General features: G+C 35.5%; 13 protein-coding genes. 11 read left to right on the top strand and 2 right to left on the bottom strand.

Going from position 1 to position 18,592, the window contains the following annotated elements; translation table 11 throughout:
• Nucleotides 1-293: 293 nt before the first annotated feature.
• From fdhF to F0362_RS03135, 8 genes are all read left to right on the top strand, one after another.
• Nucleotides 294-3,230, top strand: a complete 2,937-nt coding sequence (gene fdhF / locus F0362_RS03100; protein WP_000840631.1) for a formate dehydrogenase subunit alpha — start codon at nucleotides 294-296, stop codon at nucleotides 3,228-3,230.
• Between the two features lie 12 nt (nucleotides 3,231-3,242).
• Complete coding sequence (locus F0362_RS03105) at nucleotides 3,243-3,725, top strand: helical membrane plugin domain-containing protein (protein ID WP_001040512.1); 483 nt, start codon at nucleotides 3,243-3,245, stop codon at nucleotides 3,723-3,725.
• Nucleotides 3,726-3,880: 155 nt separating this feature from the next.
• On the top strand, nucleotides 3,881-5,752 hold the full coding sequence (locus F0362_RS03110; protein ID WP_001164747.1) for a glycerophosphoryl diester phosphodiesterase membrane domain-containing protein: 1,872 nt from the start codon (nucleotides 3,881-3,883) through the stop codon (nucleotides 5,750-5,752).
• A gap of 369 nt (nucleotides 5,753-6,121) precedes the next feature.
• Nucleotides 6,122-7,255 carry an alanine dehydrogenase gene (gene ald / locus F0362_RS03115; protein WP_001219740.1) on the top strand — a complete coding sequence of 378 codons (1,134 nt, stop codon included), beginning with the start codon at nucleotides 6,122-6,124 and terminating at the stop codon, nucleotides 7,253-7,255.
• 103 nt (nucleotides 7,256-7,358) lie between these two features.
• A complete protein-coding gene (locus F0362_RS03120) occupies nucleotides 7,359-8,774 on the top strand; it encodes an amino acid permease (protein ID WP_001284896.1) in 1,416 nt (471 codons plus the stop codon).
• Between the two features lie 129 nt (nucleotides 8,775-8,903).
• Nucleotides 8,904-9,452 carry a class I SAM-dependent methyltransferase gene (locus tag F0362_RS03125; protein ID WP_149889640.1) on the top strand — a complete coding sequence of 183 codons (549 nt, stop codon included), beginning with the start codon at nucleotides 8,904-8,906 and terminating at the stop codon, nucleotides 9,450-9,452.
• Between the two features lie 291 nt (nucleotides 9,453-9,743).
• A complete protein-coding gene (locus F0362_RS03130) occupies nucleotides 9,744-10,121 on the top strand; it encodes an ArsR/SmtB family transcription factor (RefSeq protein ID WP_000829679.1) in 378 nt (125 codons plus the stop codon).
• Nucleotides 10,122-10,141: 20 nt separating this feature from the next.
• The gene (locus tag F0362_RS03135; protein ID WP_149889641.1) at nucleotides 10,142-12,508 is read left to right on the top strand and encodes a heavy metal translocating P-type ATPase; all 2,367 of its coding nucleotides are present in this window, start codon (nucleotides 10,142-10,144) and stop codon (nucleotides 12,506-12,508) included.
• A 202-nt stretch (nucleotides 12,509-12,710) separates the two neighbouring features.
• Here F0362_RS03135 and F0362_RS03140 read toward each other — a convergent pair whose 3' ends face one another.
• Nucleotides 12,711-14,174, bottom strand: a complete 1,464-nt coding sequence (locus F0362_RS03140) for a nicotinate phosphoribosyltransferase (protein ID WP_001110354.1) — start codon at nucleotides 14,172-14,174, stop codon at nucleotides 12,711-12,713.
• Between the two features lie 199 nt (nucleotides 14,175-14,373).
• Between F0362_RS03140 and F0362_RS03145 the strand changes: the two genes are divergently transcribed.
• From F0362_RS03145 to F0362_RS03155, 3 genes are all read left to right on the top strand, one after another.
• The gene (locus tag F0362_RS03145; protein WP_149889642.1) at nucleotides 14,374-15,633 is read left to right on the top strand and encodes a helix-turn-helix transcriptional regulator; all 1,260 of its coding nucleotides are present in this window, start codon (nucleotides 14,374-14,376) and stop codon (nucleotides 15,631-15,633) included.
• Between the two features lie 14 nt (nucleotides 15,634-15,647).
• Entirely contained in the window at nucleotides 15,648-15,776 is a 129-nt protein-coding gene (locus F0362_RS03150; RefSeq protein ID WP_149889643.1) for an NprX family peptide pheromone, read from the top strand.
• A 165-nt stretch (nucleotides 15,777-15,941) separates the two neighbouring features.
• Nucleotides 15,942-17,642, top strand: coding sequence for a M4 family metallopeptidase (locus tag F0362_RS03155; protein WP_000730355.1), 1,701 nt, complete (start codon nucleotides 15,942-15,944; stop codon nucleotides 17,640-17,642).
• Between the two features lie 63 nt (nucleotides 17,643-17,705).
• On the opposite strand, the gene F0362_RS03160 is transcribed toward F0362_RS03155, so the two are convergent.
• Nucleotides 17,706-18,254, bottom strand: coding sequence for a TVP38/TMEM64 family protein (locus F0362_RS03160; RefSeq protein WP_149889644.1), 549 nt, complete (start codon nucleotides 18,252-18,254; stop codon nucleotides 17,706-17,708).
• Nucleotides 18,255-18,592: the final 338 nt, after the last annotated feature.

Raw genomic sequence — 18,592 nt, forward strand, 5'->3', positions numbered from 1 at the left:
TCCCCTTTTATATGTATTTTTCTCCCACATTTATCATAAAACATTGAAAAAATAAAAACACCTATTAGCAGGGAAATCACAGATTATTTTGGTTATTATTGTATATGTACGATATAATAGAACTGTAGAATAGTGACATTTTCAAGCTTTCGTAGTTATACCTTATAACATCAAGAATCGACTTCATAAGAAAAGAATTTCAGCAGAGCGTTTCAAAAATATGTACAGTAACTCGTTTTTGAAAACGGATTCATAAACGTGTTGTACAGTTGGTTGTAAGGAGTGGGGAAACTATGGCAGAACAGACAGTCCGTGTAACCGTTGATGGTAAAGAATTTGCTGCATCAGGTGAAAAGACGATACTACAATTATTTAACGAGAGTAACTTGGAACATCCTCAAATTTGTCATGTACCAGAAGTAGATCCAATTCAAACTTGTGATACATGTATTGTAGAAGTAGATGGGAAGTTAATGCGTGCTTGTTCAACGCAAATAGAGAACGGTATGCATATTGAAAGACAGTCGCAGCGCGCAAAAGAGGCGCAGACTGAGGCGATGGATCGAATATTAGAGAACCATTTATTGTATTGTACTGTTTGTGATAACAATAATGGTAACTGTAAAGTGCATAATACAGTGCATATGATGGAAATTGAAGAACAGAAATACCCGTATGAACCGAAAGTAAGTGCGTGTGAAGTGGACATGTCACATCCGTTTTACCGGTATGATCCAAATCAATGTATTGCTTGTGGACAGTGTGTAGAAGTATGTCAAAACCTACAAGTCAATGAAACTATATCGATTGATTGGAATTTAGACCGCCCGCGTGTTATTTGGGACAATGGTGTAAGTATAAATGACTCGTCTTGTGTGAGTTGTGGGCAATGTGTAACAGTTTGTCCATGTAATGCGTTAATGGAAAAAACAATGCTAGGTGAAGCTGGGTTTATGACAGGATTAAAACCAGATGTGTTAGATCCGATGATTGATTTTGTAAAAGATGTAGAGCCAGGATATAGCAGTATTTTAGCAGTTTCAGAAGTGGAATCTGCGATGCGCAAGACGAAGGTTAAAAAAACGAAAACAGTTTGTACATTTTGCGGTGTAGGTTGCTCGTTTGAAGTGTGGACGAAAGACCGTCACATTTTAAAAGTACAACCTGTTTCAGATGCACCGGTTAATGGTATCTCTACATGTGTAAAAGGCAAATTTGGATGGGACTTTGTAAATAGTGAAGATCGCATTACAAAGCCATTAATTCGCCAAGGAGATATGTTTGTTGAAGCTTCTTGGGAAGAGGCTCTTGAAGTTGTTGCATCTAACATGCAGCATATTAAATCAGAATACGGCAGCGATGCATTTGGGTTTATTTCTTCTTCGAAAGTAACGAATGAAGAGAATTATCTTATGCAAAAACTAGCTCGTCAAATATATGGAACAAATAATGTAGATAACTGTTCCCGTTATTGTCAATCTCCAGCAACAGACGGCTTATTTAAAACTGTCGGTATGGGCGGGGATGCTGGAACAGTGAAAGATATCGCTGAAGCAGGTCTTGTTATTATCGTTGGTGCGAATCCGACAGAGGGACATCCTGTACTTGCGACGCGTGTGAAACGTGCTCATAAATTACACGAACAAAAATTAATTGTAGCAGACCTTCGTAAACATGAAATGGCTGAGCGTGCGGATATATTTGTTCATCCGAGTCAAGGAACTGATTATGTATGGCTTGCTGGTATTACGAAATATATTATCGATCAAGATTGGCATGATAAAAAGTTCTTAGCTGAAAATGTAAAGAACTTTGATGAATATAGCAAAATGTTAGAAAAGTATTCGCTTGATTACACAGAAGAAATTACGGGTATTTCTAAAGAGAACCTGAAAGAAATGGCTCGTATGGTATATGAAGCAGATGGTACTTGTGTACTTTGGGGAATGGGGGTAACTCAAAATACAGGAGGTAGTACAACTTCAGCTGCAATTTCAAATTTATTACTTGTTACGGGTAACTACCGTCGTCCCGGTGCAGGTGCATACCCATTAAGAGGACATAATAACGTACAAGGCGCTTGTGATATGGCGACCTTACCGAATTGGCTTCCAGGTTATCAAGCGGTATCTGATGATACGCTCCGTGCTAAATTTGAAAAAGCGTACGGTACGACGATTCCGAAAGAGCCAGGATTAAATAATATTGCAATGTTACTTGCGGCGGAAGAAGGAAAACTGCGCGGTATGTATGTTATGGGTGAAGAAATGGCTTTAGTAGATTCAAATGCGAACCATGTGCAACATATTTTAGCGAATTTAGATTTCCTTGTTGTTCAAGATATGTTCTTATCAAAAACAGCTCGTTTTGCTGATGTTATTTTACCGGCAGCACCGAGCTTAGAAAAAGAAGGGACGTTTACGAATACAGAACGTCGTATTCAAAGATTATATGAAGTATTGAAGCCGCTTGGTGATTCAAAACCAGACTGGTGGATTTTACAAAAAGTAGCTCGTGCACTAGGCGGAGATTGGAATTATGAAAACCCAAGTGAGATTATGGATGAAATAGCATCGCTTGCACCGTTATATTCTCAGGCAACATATGATCGTTTAGAAGGATGGAATAGTTTATGTTGGGGTAGCCATGATGGTAGCGATACACCGCTATTATATGTAGATGGATTTAACTTCCCAGATAAACTTGCTCGTTTATCATTAGATGAATGGGTACCACCAGTTGTGGCGCCGGATGAGTATGATTTACTATTAAATAATGGTCGTATGCTAGAGCATTTCCATGAAGGGAATATGACGAATAAGTCGGCTGGTATTTTATCTAAAGTATCTGAAGTATTCGTTGAAATTTCACCTGAACTTGCTAAAGAGCGTAATGTGAAAGATGGTGGTCTTGTAGAATTATCATCGCCGTTCGGAAAGATTAAAGTACAAGCACTTGTTACAGACCGTGTAACGGGAAATGAGTTATATTTACCAATGCATGCGACAGTAAATGAAGAGGCTATTAATATTTTAACAGGAACAGCGACAGACATTTATACGTGTACACCAGCTTATAAACAAACGATGGTGAAACTGCGCGTATTACGTGAAAAAGGAAATCGTCCATTACCATCTTCAAACCCGCGAGATAAAAAACGCCATCCACAAAATGGTGTTGAAATTCAGCAAAAGTGGCAAAGAAAACAATACGTATCACTTGTGGACTAGGGGGCGGAGATAGTGGCAAAAGAAATTACGTTAATTAAAAAGAAAGTTGTAACAGAAGAAGAGAAGAAACAGCAATTAGCAGAGGAACTGTTCACGGAGTTAGCGAATAACCGTGAAGCAGTCGAGGAAACGATGCAATTACTAGCGCAATTACAGAAAGCTGGTATTTTAGATGCGGCAATTAGTTTACTTGCTGCGAAAGAAGATGTTTCGAAAATTGCTGTTGAGCAATTAAATCGTGAACCAGTGAAAAATGCACTGAACAATATGATGGGGGCAGGAGAGGCTTTATCTTCAGTTGACCCAGAGGTAACAAAACAAATCACATCGAGTTTAGTTACTGGATTGCAATTTGCAACAGATGAATTAAATAGTGGTAAAAAAACAAAAGTGATGGATTTCTTTAAAGTATTAAAAGATCCAGATATCAATAGAGCAATTACATTCGGTTTTAGCTTTTTGAAAGCATTTGGGCAAGGATTAGAGAAAAAATAGAGTAGATGAAAAAGTGATGGGAAATAGCCATCACTTTTTTCATTGTATGTATAAGAGTGTTCATGTTAAGCGGAATATATTATTATTAAAAAGATGGATTAGAAATGGAAATGTGGAATCCATCTCAAATATCGTTTTAGAATGTGGAGGAATATATGCAACACCGTAAAAGACTATCTATACCAGGAGTAATGAGCCATTCCTTTCAAACAGTAAAATTTGCTTTTTGGAATGTATTAACCTTTCAACTTGCTTATAAATTGTTAGCAGCGATTGTGTTTGTTCCACTGTTTGGGATCATTTTTAATAAATTATTGTATTTTGGTGGTTACGCAAATGCGACAAATGATGAATTATTAGCATTTTTGAAAACACCATACGGCATTTTGGCAATCGTAATTTTATCCTTGTTAGCACTGTTTCTTATCTTTACGGAATTTGCGGTGCTTATTATTATTTCGTATTTCGCTCATAAAAGACAAAAGGTGAAATTACGCCCGATTTTATATAAAACCGTAACGTACTTACCTACGCTTTTCACATATTGCTTACCAGGATTTATTTTATATGCTGTCGTATTATTACCTCTTTTAAATATGGGATACGAAACGGCATTAATTCCGCAAATTCAAATTCCTAATTTTATTACAGGAGAACTGTTTAAGACGACGATGGGACAAGTAGGTTATTACACGTTCTTTGCCGTAGTTGCGTATTTGAACCTTCGCTGGATTTTCGTTCTACCTATTGTCGTTTTAGAACAAAAGCCGTTTCGTACAGCAGCACGCAAAAGTGCAGCTTTAGTAAAAGAAAGCTTTTTTAAAGTACTATTCTTTTTAGTAGGATTTTTCATTTCAATAGGGATTGTTTATATTTTGTTTTTTGGAATATATTTATTGTGCCTATGGGGTGTGTATGAATTTACAAACCCGGAAGGAACATTTGCGTTATTAGCCGAATCAACGATTTCTGTATTCCTAACAAGTACATTGTATTTATTTAGCTTTATTGTGACACCATTTTATATTATGGCTATAACAAGATTGTACTTACAAAAGGTTCCGGTTGAAGATGTGTTATTAGAAGAAGGATTAGATTATTCGAAAACGAAAGCAGATAAATGTTTCTTTCAAAAACATCGCTGGAAATTTATTAGTGTATATATTGTAGGGATTATTACGGCCGGAATGGTCGTTGCCTTCATTGTAACGTTTATTTCAAATTCGTATAAAGAACCGATTATTATGGCGCACCGCGGATATATATCAAAAGGGGTAGAAAATACGAAAGAAGCTGTGCAAGGTGCTATTGATGCAAAAGCAGACTACGCTGAAATAGATGTATTACAAACGAAAGACGGTGAGCTAGCGGTTATACATGACTTGAAGTTAAAACGTCTTGCAAATGCCAATGTGCATGTGTCAGATTTAACGATGGATGAATTAAGACAGCTTACTCTTAGTCAAGATGGATTTTCAGGACAAATAAGTACACTTGATGAAATCATTAAGCTTGCAAAGGGGAAAATCAAACTCAATATTGAAGTGAAGCTTCATGGGGGCGAAAAAGACTTTGTAAATAAAGTATTAAAAGCGATTAAAGATAATGAATTTGAGAAGCAATGTGTAATTCAAACGTTACACTATCCACTCATTAAAGAGTTTAAGCGTGCAAATTCAGATATAAAAGTAGGATATATACTGTATGCAAGTAGAGCTAACTTAAAGAATGTAAAAGCTGACTTTTATGTAGCAGAAGAATACATGTTAAATAAGAAATTAGTAAAAGAAGCAAGGAAGTTAAATAAGCCAATTTACGTATGGACAGTAAATGATATGGAGAGTTTAAAGGCATATTATAAGTTAAACGTAGATGGTATCATTACCGATTATCCTAAAGATGCACGTGAAACAATTAAGGAGTTAAAAGAGCAAGAAGCGGAAGAAAGTGATCTGTTTGATAAAATTACTGAAACAACAGATGATTTGTTTTCAAAGTTATTTATAAGTTATCCAGCTGCTGGCTAAATGCCAGCAGCTGTTTTTTTGTAAAAAGAATATATTTCTAAAGTATTGTGTAAAGTAATAACTGTATATGTATACGTCTTCATTTGGAGTTTTTACATTGTTATATTATTGTCAAATAATAAATGATTACTGCTTATTTTGAAGGGATATAATAAAAATAGAGTAATAGATAATGAAATAGAACGAACTTCCTAATAGAATCAATGTTTTATATATTTACACTATTCTAAATATATAAACTTTAGAAAAATGATATGTTAGCGTTTTCATAACTTTTAAGTTATGCTAGAATAAGGACATAAGTTATTAATTATTACAAAAAGAAAAAAGACTTTCTTTTTTCTGTTAATTATAAGGGGGCATTTCATTATGCGTATTGGGGTACCAGCAGAAATTAAAAACAACGAAAACCGTGTGGCAATGACACCAGCTGGTGTTGTACATTTAATTCGTAACAATCACGAAGTATTTATTCAAAAGGGTGCAGGTTTAGGATCTGGTTTCACAGATGCTCAGTATGTTGAAGCGGGAGCAAAAATTGTTGATACAGCTGAAGAAGCTTGGAACATGGAAATGGTTATGAAAGTTAAGGAACCAATTGAAAGCGAATACAAACACTTCAGTGAAGGTTTAATCTTATTCACATACTTACACTTAGCTCCAGAACCAGAATTAACAAAAGCTTTAATCGAGAAGAAAGTAGTAGCTATTGCGTACGAAACAGTACAATTAGAAAACCGTTCATTACCATTACTTGCACCTATGAGTGAAGTAGCTGGTCGTATGGCTGCACAAATTGGTGCACAGTTCCTTGAGAAAAACAAAGGCGGTAAAGGTATCTTACTTGCAGGTGTTCCAGGGGTTAAACGTGGTAAAGTAACAATTATCGGTGGTGGACAAGCTGGTACAAATGCTGCTAAAATTGCAGTTGGACTAGGTGCGGATGTAACAATCATCGACTTAAGTGCAGAACGTCTTCGTCAATTAGATGACATTTTCGGAAACCAAGTAAAAACTTTAATGTCTAATCCTTACAATATTGCAGAAGCTGTAAAAGAGTCTGATCTTGTAATTGGTGCAGTATTAATCCCAGGTGCAAAAGCGCCAAAACTTGTAACAGAAGAAATGATTAAATCAATGGAACCAGGTTCTGTTGTTGTAGATATCGCGATTGACCAAGGTGGTATTTTCGAAACAACTGACCGTATTACAACTCATGATAACCCAACTTACGAAAAACACGGTGTTGTTCATTATGCAGTTGCAAACATGCCAGGTGCGGTTCCACGTACATCAACTCTTGCATTAACAAACGTAACAGTACCATATGCAGTACAAATTGCTAACAAAGGCTACAAAGCTGCTTGCCTAGGCAACACTGCATTATTAAAAGGTATTAACACATTAGATGGCTATGTAACATTTGAAGCTGTTGCAGAAGCTCACGGTGTAGAGTACAAAGGTGCTAAAGAATTATTAGAAGCAGAAACAGTATCTTGCTAATAGAAGCATTATACAAAACAAAATCGAACAATATATAAAACAACATGATAAGAGCTAAGAGATAATACCTCTTAGCTCTTCTTGGCAAAAGGGGGCATTCATCGTGGCCAACCTATTTAAAAAGAAATCCGTTACGCAATTGTTAGGGGAAAGTAAAAGTAAAACTTTAACGAAAACGCTAGGGGCATTCGACCTAACAATGCTAGGAATTGGTGCGATAATTGGTACAGGAGTTCTAGTATTAACTGGATTAGTAGCAGCAAGAGATGCTGGTCCAGCAGTTATTTTTTCATTTATGATTGCAGCAATTGTTTGTGGATTTGCAGCTTTATGTTATGCGGAAGTTGCATCTACACTCCCTGTTTCAGGTAGTGTGTACACATATTCGTATGCAACAATTGGTGAGTTTGTTGCTCATTTAATGGGATGGACATTGTTATCCGTATATGTCGTAACGACTGCCGCAGTAGCTGGCGGATGGACGGGTTATTTCAATAATTTAGTGAGTGGATTGGGACTTGAAATCCCAAAAGCATTGCTAACGATTCCAGCGCAAGGTGGTATGGTAAACTTACCGGCAGTTATCGTTACGTTAGTGATAACTTGGTTATTATCACGAGGTACAAAAGAAAGTAAGCGTGTGAATAACATAATGGTATTAATTAAAATTGGTATTGTTGTTTTATTCATTGCAGTTGGTGTATTCTATGTGAAACCAGAAAACTGGATACCATTTGCACCTTACGGTTTAAGTGGAGTGTTCGCAGGGGGAGCAGCAGTATTCTTTGCTTTCTTAGGATTTGATGCATTAGCAACTTCTGCTGAAGAAGTAAAAAATCCGCAACGTGATCTACCAATTGGTATTATTGCCTCGTTAGTTATTTGTACAATCATTTATGTTGTAGTTTGTCTCGTTATGACAGGTATGGTTTCTTATAAGGAATTAGATGTACCTGAAGCTATGGCATATGTGTTAGAAGTTGTAGGACAAGATAAAGTGGCTGGTGTAATTGCTATTGGAGCTGTAATCGGTATTATGGCTGTAATTTTCGCTTACATTTATGCGACAACACGTGTATTCTTCGCAATGAGCCGTGACGGTTTATTACCAAAATCTTTTGCGAAAATTAACAAGAAGACTGAAGCGCCAACATTTTCAGTTTGGTTAACAGGAATTGGTAGTGCTTTAATTGCTGGATTTATCGATTTAAAAGAATTGTCGAATTTAGCGAATATTGGAGCGTTATTAACATTCGCCATGGTTGGTGTAACTGTTATCATTCTTCGTAAAACGCATCCGAAATTACAACGTGGATTTATGGTACCACTTGTACCGATCTTACCGATTATTTCAATTGCATGTTGTCTATTCTTAATGGTAAATTTACCATTAACAACATGGATATACTTCGGTATTTGGTTAGCAATTGGAGTAGTTGTATACTTTGTTTATTCGAAAAAACATAGTCATTTAAAAGACGATGGAAGTTCGCAGGATAATTTAGATCAAGCTAATTAAAGGGATATAAAATAGTAAGCCTTGTGCGTCTAGGGAGCGCACAAGGCTTTTTCTTTTGGATAAGGAAGGAAATAAATGTTAAATTGTCGAATTTTTATGTCGGAATATGAAAAAAGGGGAGGAAGAGGAATGCTAGAAACGAAAGTGGTTGTTGGAGCAGAGGGGTATAATAATAACCCTGGTTGGTTACATACGAATGAAGAAGAATTTAATTTATTGCGAAGAGAAACTTGGCTTGATAAATTTCAACCTAATTCTTTATCAGCAATTTTAGCGGAACATGTATGGGAGCATTTATCGTACGAAGAAGGAATCGAAGCTGCAAAAATTTGTTATGAGTTTTTAACGGAGGATGGATATATTCGTTGTGCAGTGCCAGATGCATTTTTCCCAGATGAAGAATATCAGCAAGGTGTACAAGTAGGTGGACCAGGGCCATTAGATCATCCAGCAGCAAGTCATAAAATCGTTCATAACTATAAAACAATCACGTCCATGTTTGAATCGGCAGGTTTTCAAGTTAGGATTTTAGAATACTGTGATGAGAATGGTAAGTTTCATTATAATGATTGGAATGAGAAAGCTGGTTTTATTTATCGCTCGAAACGTTTTGATCATAGAAATCAAGCTGGTACATTAGAATTTGCTTCGTTAATTGTGGATGCAGTGAAATTTTAATCAGTGGGGGTTCTTCATCGCCTGCTGATTATTAGCCTTCAACAATCGGGCTTTTACGGGTAGCTAATGTAGGGGAAATAAGAGAAGGATGCACGATAGTTTTCGTGCATCCTTTTTGTATGAAGAGTATGATAGGTGCGGAGAATATTGATATGTATATGTTGAAATATGAATGGAATTGTCAAAAAAATCTTTCGGATTTTATTGACACATATGAGTAGGCGCTCATATAATAAAAGTATAAGATATATGAACAGTTGTTCATATGTTCAATTAAAGAGGTGAGCTATAATGGCTGAAAATAAAGTAGAAACACCGCAGGAAACTTGTTCTCAAACGGTAATTCATGAGGAAGTCGTGGATCAAGTGAAGCAAACAATTCCGACTGATGAAAGTTTAAGTAAAGTAGCAGAACTATTTAAAGTATTAGGTGACCGTACGCGTACGAGAATATTACATGCATTATTTGAAGCTGAAATGTGCGTTTGTGATTTAGCTTATTTATTAGGAATGACACAATCGTCTATTTCACATCAGCTACGTGTGTTAAAGCAAGCGAAACTTGTAAAGAATCGTAAAGAAGGAAAGGTCGTTTATTATTCGTTAGCTGACCAGCACGTAATTCATATCTTCGAGCAAGCGTTTGAACACGTAAACGAGGAAGAATAAAAACGCGAGGAGGGAGAACGATGGCAGAAGCATTAGTGAAAAAGAAACTGATGTTAGAAGGTTTAGATTGTGCGAACTGTGCAATGAAAATTGAAAAAGGCGTTGGGAATATAGAAGGAGTAAATTCTTGCTCTGTAAACTTCGCAACAAAGACGATGGTTTTAGAAACAGCACAAAATAAAGAAAATGAAGTTGTGACAGAAGCAAAACAGCTTGTTACAAAGTTAGAACCACATATTAAAGTGCAAGAAGAGCAAAAAAATAAAGCTGCAAAAGAAGTTTTTATATTAGAAGGTTTAGATTGCGCGAACTGTGCAATGAAGATTGAAAATAAAATTAAGGAAATGCCGACAGTTTCAGAAGCAACTGTTGATTTCGTATCAAAGAAATTAAGAGTAGAAGTTGCGAATAAAAGAGAGTTAGAATCGACTGTAGAAGATATAAAGAATGTCGTTCAAAAGTTAGAACCAGATGTGAAAGTTGTTCGTGAAGAAAAGAGCGGCCATGACCAAGGGCATAGTCACGATCATGGTGAAGCAAATGTGAAAAAGATGATAGGGCGATTAGTAGTCGGTGGAATTTTGACAGGAATTGCTGCCTTAGCTGATTTACCACAAATGATAACAATTCCGTTATTCGTCCTTGCGTATTTATTAATAGGTGGAGATATCGTTTGGAGAGCGGTAAGAAATATAACTCGCGGCCAAGTATTCGATGAAAACTTTTTAATGGCAATTGCAACTGTAGGAGCTTTTGCAATTCAACAATATTCAGAAGCTGTTGCGGTAATGCTATTTTATCAAGTAGGGGAACTATTCCAAAGTATTGCAGTAAATCGCTCTCGAAAATCAATTACTTCATTAATGGATATTCGTCCTGATTATGCGAATGTAAAGGTTGGAAATGAAACGAAACAAGTATCACCGGAAGATGTACAAATCGGCGATTATATTATTGTAAAACCGGGTGAGAAAGTACCATTAGACGGAAAAGTAGTCGAGGGAACATCAATGATGGATACTTCAGCACTTACAGGTGAATCTGTACCGCGTGAAGTAGAAGTTGGTAATGACGTATTAAGTGGTTTTGTAAACCAAAATGGTGTATTAACAATTGAAGTTACAAAAGAATTTGGTGAATCTACTGTATCAAAAATTTTAGATTTAGTTCAAAATGCAAGTAGTAAAAAAGCACCGACAGAAAACTTTATTACGAAATTTGCGCGCTACTATACTCCTGTTGTAGTTATTACAGCAGCGATCATGGCGTTTATTCCACCGCTTATTTTAGAAGGTGCTACATTCTCCGAGTGGATTTATAGAGCGTTAGTATTCTTAGTTATCTCTTGTCCATGTGCGTTAGTCGTATCCATTCCTCTTGGATTCTTTGGAGGTATCGGTGGTGCATCCAAAAGTGGGATTTTAGTAAAAGGAAGTAACTATTTAGAAGCATTGAATGATGTGAAATATATCGTCTTTGATAAAACAGGTACATTAACAAAAGGTGTCTTTAAAGTTACAAAAATGGCGCCAAGTGAAGGTACTACTAGTGAAGAACTGTTAGAGTATGCAGCGTTTGCAGAAGTATATTCAAATCATCCAATTGCACAATCTATTCGAAATGCATATGGAAAATCAATCGATGAAAATGCTATTGAAGACTATAGTGAAATTTCTGGTCATGGTACAGTTGTAAAAGTACAAGGAAAAGAAATTTTCGCAGGTAATGCTAAATTAATGAGAAAAGAAAATATTGAATTTAAGCAACCAGAAACAGTAGGTACATTAGTTCACGTTGCTGTAGATGGTAAATACGCAGGTTATATTGTTATCTCAGATGAGGTAAAAGAGGATTCAAAACAAGCGATTCAAAAGTTAAAAGAACTAGGTATCAAGAAGACAGTGATGTTAACTGGGGATGCAAAAGCAGTTGGTGAAGCTGTTGGAAAAGAATTAGGTTTAGATGAAGTTCACGCAGAACTACTACCACAACAAAAAGTAGAAGAGATTGAAAAAATTGATGCGGCTAAGCGTGGAAAAGAAAAAGTTGCTTTCGTTGGTGATGGTATTAACGACACGCCAGTATTAGCACGAGCGGACGTTGGTATTGCTATGGGTGGCTTAGGATCGGATGCAGCGATTGAAGCTGCAGATATCGTTATAATGACTGATGAACCTTCAAAAATTGCAACAGCTGTTAAAATTGCAAAACGCACAAGAAGTATTGTATGGCAAAATATTATATTTGCATTAGGTGTAAAAGGATTAGTTTTATTACTTGGTGCTTTTGGTATAGCGACAATGTGGGAAGCTGTTTTCTCAGATGTGGGTGTGACGTTAATTGCAGTATTAAATGCAATGCGTGTACTACGAGTGAAAGATTTATAAAAAGAGGGCGCAATTGCGTCCTCTTTTTTATCGGTTATTTTGTTGAAAGTGACTCAATAAAATAATATCAAATATTATTTTAGTTTTTAATAACGCGATATTAAATTTTACAAATGAAAAATATTCACCTTGTTATTTTAATATATTTTTTACAAATATCCATATAGTATTGAAAAAACAGAGAAGGAGGAAACTTCTCTGTTTATTTTTGTATGTTTTTTTCAACTTGTTCACGAACAGTTTGAATATAATTCATTTTATGATCCCAGCACTCTTGGCTTAAATCGACAGGATACTCTTCGGGGTTTAAAGTTCGCATGTATTCTTCCCAAAATAGAGCGAGACTCTGTTCGTTATACTTTTGAATATCTAATATACTTGGTAGTTCGTATGTTCTTTCACCGTTAACGAAAATGTCTTTATGCAGTTCACGTGCTTCAAAGTTTGTTACGAATTTACTTATATATGTGTGAACAGGGTGGAACATTTTTAAGCGTTCTTCTTTTTCAGGCTCTTCAGAATCTAACGCAATATAATCGCCTTCAGCATGATTATTAACCCTGTTGACTATACGATAAATTCGTTTAAGCCCTGGAGTTGTAATCTTTTCAGGGTTAGATGAAATTTTAATCGTGTCATTTAATTTCCCGTCAGTATCTTCAATCGCAACTAGTTTGTAAACAGCCCCTAATGCTGGTTGTTCAAAGGATGTAATTAATTTTGTTCCAACACCCCATACGTCAATTTTTGCACCTTGAGATTTAAGGTGCATAATTGTGTATTCATCTAAATCGCTAGAAGCGATAATTTTTGTATTTGTAAACCCAGCCTCATCTAGTAATATTCTTGCCTTTTTAGACAAATAAGCCATATCACCACTATCAAGACGAATGCCATAGAAATCAATACGATCTCCAAATTCTTTTGCAACACGAATCGCATTTGGAACACCAGATTTTAATGTGTCATATGTATCGACGAGAAAGACACATTTTTTATGAGTTTCAGCGTATTTTTTAAACGCGACATATTCATCGCGATACGCTTGAACGAAAGAGTGAGCATGTGTGCCGGCTACAGGTATCCCGAAGCGTTTTCCAGCACGAACGTTGCTTGTAGATGAGAAACCGCCAATAAAGGCAGCGCGTGTTCCCCAAAGGGCAGCATCAAATTCATGAGCACGTCTTGTGCCAAACTCTAAAAGTTCATCGTTATTTGCAGCATGCTTCATACGAGCAGCTTTTGTTGCAATTAATGTTTGGTAATTCACAATGTTTAAAAGGGCAGTTTCAATAATTTGTGCTTCACCGAGTGGTGCATCAACACGTAATAAAGGCTCGTTATTGAATACAACTTCACCTTCTTGCATACCACGAATGACCCCAGTGAATTTCATATTTTGTAAATAATGAAGGAATTCTTCTTCAAATTGTAATTCTGCTAAATAAGCGATATCGCTCTCGGTAAAACTGAAATTTTCTATGTACTCTACAATTTTTTCAAGACCAGCAAAAACAGCGTAGCCATTCTCAAATGGAAGCTTTCGAAAATATAAATCAAAAACAGAACGGCGATTATGAATACCATCTTTCCAATATGTATAAGCCATGTTGATTTGATATAAATCTGTATGTAAGGCATAACTATCGTCTTTATAATAATTCATTGCGAAAACACCTCCGTAATTTGGTTATAGTATACCAATTTTACGACGTTCGTAGCAAAGAAGAGATATTGATGTGAAGTCAAGAGAGAAAAAAATGAAATAATGCATATTTTTTAGAAAATTAACATTTATCAATTTATATTTCTTTAAATTTTATGTATTATTAGAGTAATGGGGGTAATGAGAATGGAGGAGGACAATGCAACAAACATTAGAAAAAATAGGCAAACAAGTCTTTTATAAACGGCTACAGCAAAAAATGACACAAGAAGAATTATGTCAGGGCATTTGTTCTGTCTCATACTTAAGTAAGATCGAAAATGGAAAGATCGAAGCATCAGAAGAAATTCTACAATTGCTCTGCGCAAGATTAGAGATTGCTGTAACGGATTTAAGAGATGTAGAAGAAGATGTGAAGGGGAAGCTGGATGAATGGTTGAATGCACTAGTTCATTTGGATAAGCAACAAGTAGAACGCATATATGAAGAGTTGCAAGGTGAAATGAAGCATGTTTTGGATTTTGAAATTATAAATTATTATAAACTGCTGTATACACGTTATTTAATGATGAAGCGGGATCTCCCTGCTGTTGAAGAAGAATTGGACGGATTGAAGAAAGTGTATAAGAAATACTCGCCTTTTCAGAAGATGTTATATACGTATAATAAGGCATTATTATATTCTGTGCAGTACAAATATACGCAAGCGTTAGAGTATTTGTTAAAAACAGAATCGATGGCGAAAGAGTTAGGATATTATGAAACAGGAATATATTATAATTTAGCATTGACATATAGTCAGATGGAAATAGATCATATGACATTATACTTTGCTAATGTGGCATTAGAAGGTTTTAAAAGCGAATATAAATTTAGAAATATAATTAATTGTAAGTTTTTAATTGCGTTTAGTTATACTAGAAAAAAACAATATAATGAAGCTAGGGAAATCTATAATCATATCATAAGAGAAGCAACTTCTTTTGCTGATAAAGATAATATTCTTTCTATTGCTTTAAATAATATTGGTTATCTGTACTACCGACAAAAAAATTATGCCAAGGCGAAAGAGTATTATATAGAATGCTTAAAATATAAAAAAGAAGAGGATATGAATTATATTGATGCCATGTATGAGCTCTCGTTGCAGTGTATTCAATTAGGAGAACTTGAGGAAGCGGCTGAATGGATTGAAAAAGGTATCCTTGCTGCAAGGAAAGATGAGAGATACAAAGGGATGTTATATTTATTGTTAAATTTAAGATATAAATATTTTGAAGAAAGAGACCTCTATAAAAAATTTCTAGAAACAGAAGTAGTTCCTTTCTTTAAAACAGAGGAAAATATAAAAGATTTAAAGAAAGTATACTTAGAACTAGCTGAATACTTAGAAGAATGCTCAGATTTTAAAGAAAGTAATCGCTATTATAAATTAGCAATTACTTTATTAGAAGAATAAAGAGGAGGGATAGTATGAAAAAGTTAATTGTAGGAACATTTGTGGTTATGGCAATTGCAGCTGTAGTATTGGATATTCAGTATGCTTGGAAGCCGGATACTCTAGGGCAAGAAGCTAAAACAGTTGAACAAATTAATTTATAAAAAAAACCCTTTCCTAACGGAAAGGGTTTTTTCAATATTTGTTCCTCAAAATTCTACAAAACTTGAGAAAATAATTATTTGAATTTTTAGTATATTAATAGTGGAAACATAATGCTAATATGAAACTACTCTTTTTCAAAAAAATTTTTATTAGGGGGAAGGTTCATGAAAAAGAAAAGTTTAGCGTTAGTGTTAGCGGCAGGAATGGCAGTTACTACATTTGGAGGGACAGGCTCTGCGTTTGCAGATTCAAAAAATGTGCTCTCTACGAAGAAGTACAATGAGACAGTGAAGTCGCCTGAGTTTATTTCTGGTGATCTAACTGGAGCAACTGGCAAGAAAGCGGAATCTGTTGTGTTTGATTATTTAAATGCAGCAAAAGGTGATTATAAGCTAGGGGAAAAGAGTGCGCAAGATTCTTTCAAAGTGAAACAAGTGAAAAAAGATGCTGTAACTGATTCAACAGTAGTACGTATGCAACAAGTTTACGAAGGAGTACCTGTATGGGGTTCTACTCAAGTAGCTCACGTAAGTAAAGATGGTTCTTTAAAAGTATTGTCTGGAACAGTTGCACCTGATTTAGACAAGAAAGAAAAGTTGAAAAATAAAAATAAGATTGAAGGCGCAAAAGCGATTGCAATCGCGCAGCAAGATTTAGGTGTAACACCGAAATATGAGGTAGAACCAAAAGCGGACTTATATGTATATCAAAACGGTGAAGAAACAACATATGCATACGTTGTAAATCTAAACTTCTTAGATCCAAGCCCAGGAAACTACTACTATTTCATTGAAGCAGACAGCGGTAAAGTGTTAAATAAATATAATAAACTTGATCATGTAACAAATGAAGATAAGTCACCAGTTAAGCAAGATGCTCCTAAACAGGAAGCAAAAGCTGCTGCAAAGCCAGTAACAGGAACGAATAAAGTGGGAACTGGTAAAGGTGTATTAGGAGATACGAAATCGCTTAATACAACGTTATCTGGGTCATCTTACTACTTGCAAGATAATACGCGCGGGGCAACAATTTTCACATATGATGCGAAAAACCGTTCAACATTACCGGGAACATTATGGGCAGATACAGATAATGTTTTCAATGCAGCGTATGATGCAGCAGCAGTAGATGCTCATTTCTATGCTGGTAGAACATATGATTATTATAAAGCTACATTTAATAGAAACTCTATTAATGATGCAGGAGCACCATTAAAATCAACAGTTCATTACGGAAGTAAGTATAATAATGCATTCTGGAACGGTTCACAAATGGTATACGGAGATGGTGATGGTGTAACATTCACTTCATTATCTGGTGGAATTGATGTAATTGGTCACGAATTAACGCATGCTGTTACGGAAAATAGCTCGGATTTAATTTATCAAAATGAATCAGGAGCGCTAAATGAAGCAATTTCTGATATCTTTGGTACTTTAGTAGAATACTATGATAATCGTAATCCAGATTGGGAAATTGGTGAAGATATTTACACGCCTGGTAAAGCAGGAGATGCACTTCGCTCTATGAGTGATCCAGCGAAATATGGTGACCCAGACCATTATTCTAAGCGTTACACTGGTACTAGTGATAACGGTGGGGTTCATACGAACAGTGGTATTATTAACAAGCAAGCTTATTTATTAGCAAATGGCGGTACGCATTCTGGTGTAACTGTAACTGGTATTGGTAAAGATAAATTAGGTGCGATTTACTACCGTGCAAATACACAGTATTTCACGCAATCTACTACATTTAGTCAAGCTCGTGCTGGTGCAGTACAAGCTGCAGCGGATTTATATGGTGCTAGCTCTGCAGAAGTAAATGCAGTGAAGCAATCATTTAGTGCTGTTGGTGTAAACTAAGGATTTAAGGGATAGATATTAATAAAATACTTCAAAAATAAAGAAGGAGCATAGGCTCCTTCTTTATTTTTTTCTCCATTTTTTCCACAAATAGAACAATCCAATGCAACCTGCGATTGTTACAATCCACTTCGCTTCATTTGTTCCGTTCATAACATGATATGCCGAATATACTTCAATCAATAAGGCCGGTATTTTACCTATTGTACTGGCAATACTGAAGGAGAGTAATGACATTTTCCCTAGAGCTGCAAATAAAGTCACGATACTTGATGGGATGAAAGGTATCAATCGAAACGATAGAACGAGTAGAAAGGCCTCTCTACCTTCTACATAAAGAAGACGCTCTACCTTTGGATACTTATTTACTTTATCGTGAGTGAACTTTTGAAGGCCTATGCGATAAATATAAAACGAGATAATAGAGCCTAATGCTTCGCCTGCGATCGAAATGAGTGTGCCATTTGTAACGCCAAATAGCTGTATATTAATGGCGGTTAAAAAGATGCTAGGGATAAAACCTAAAAGACTGATGATGATATTGATTAAGATACTAAGTGGAATTGCGATTGAATAGTATTCTGTTAGGAAATTTTGAATCGTTTCTGCCATATTATAAAATCCTTTATCTTTTTTTGCATTACACCATATTTCGAATGGATAGGCAAGGAGAAATTTACATAATGTAGAAAACGTTGACAGAACGGCATTTGTATACGGTATATAGGTATTGGGTATACAAAAAAGGGGGTATATTTTAATTTGTTGAAAAACACTACATAAACCTTGTTTTTAAAGGGTTTATGTAGTGTTTTAAATGGTATTTTAATTCGGGAAATAATTAGAAAATCACAGGGGTATATTTTAAAGTAGGTGAAAAATAGTGGTTTGATGAAGATAGAGTGGTAAACATAGCAAAATAGCTGAAGGGTTTAAAAAATGTATGTGTT

This window comes from Bacillus sp. BS98, assembly GCF_008432245.1.
In the GTDB taxonomy this organism is placed as follows: Bacteria; Bacillota; Bacilli; order Bacillales; family Bacillaceae_G; genus Bacillus_A; species Bacillus_A toyonensis.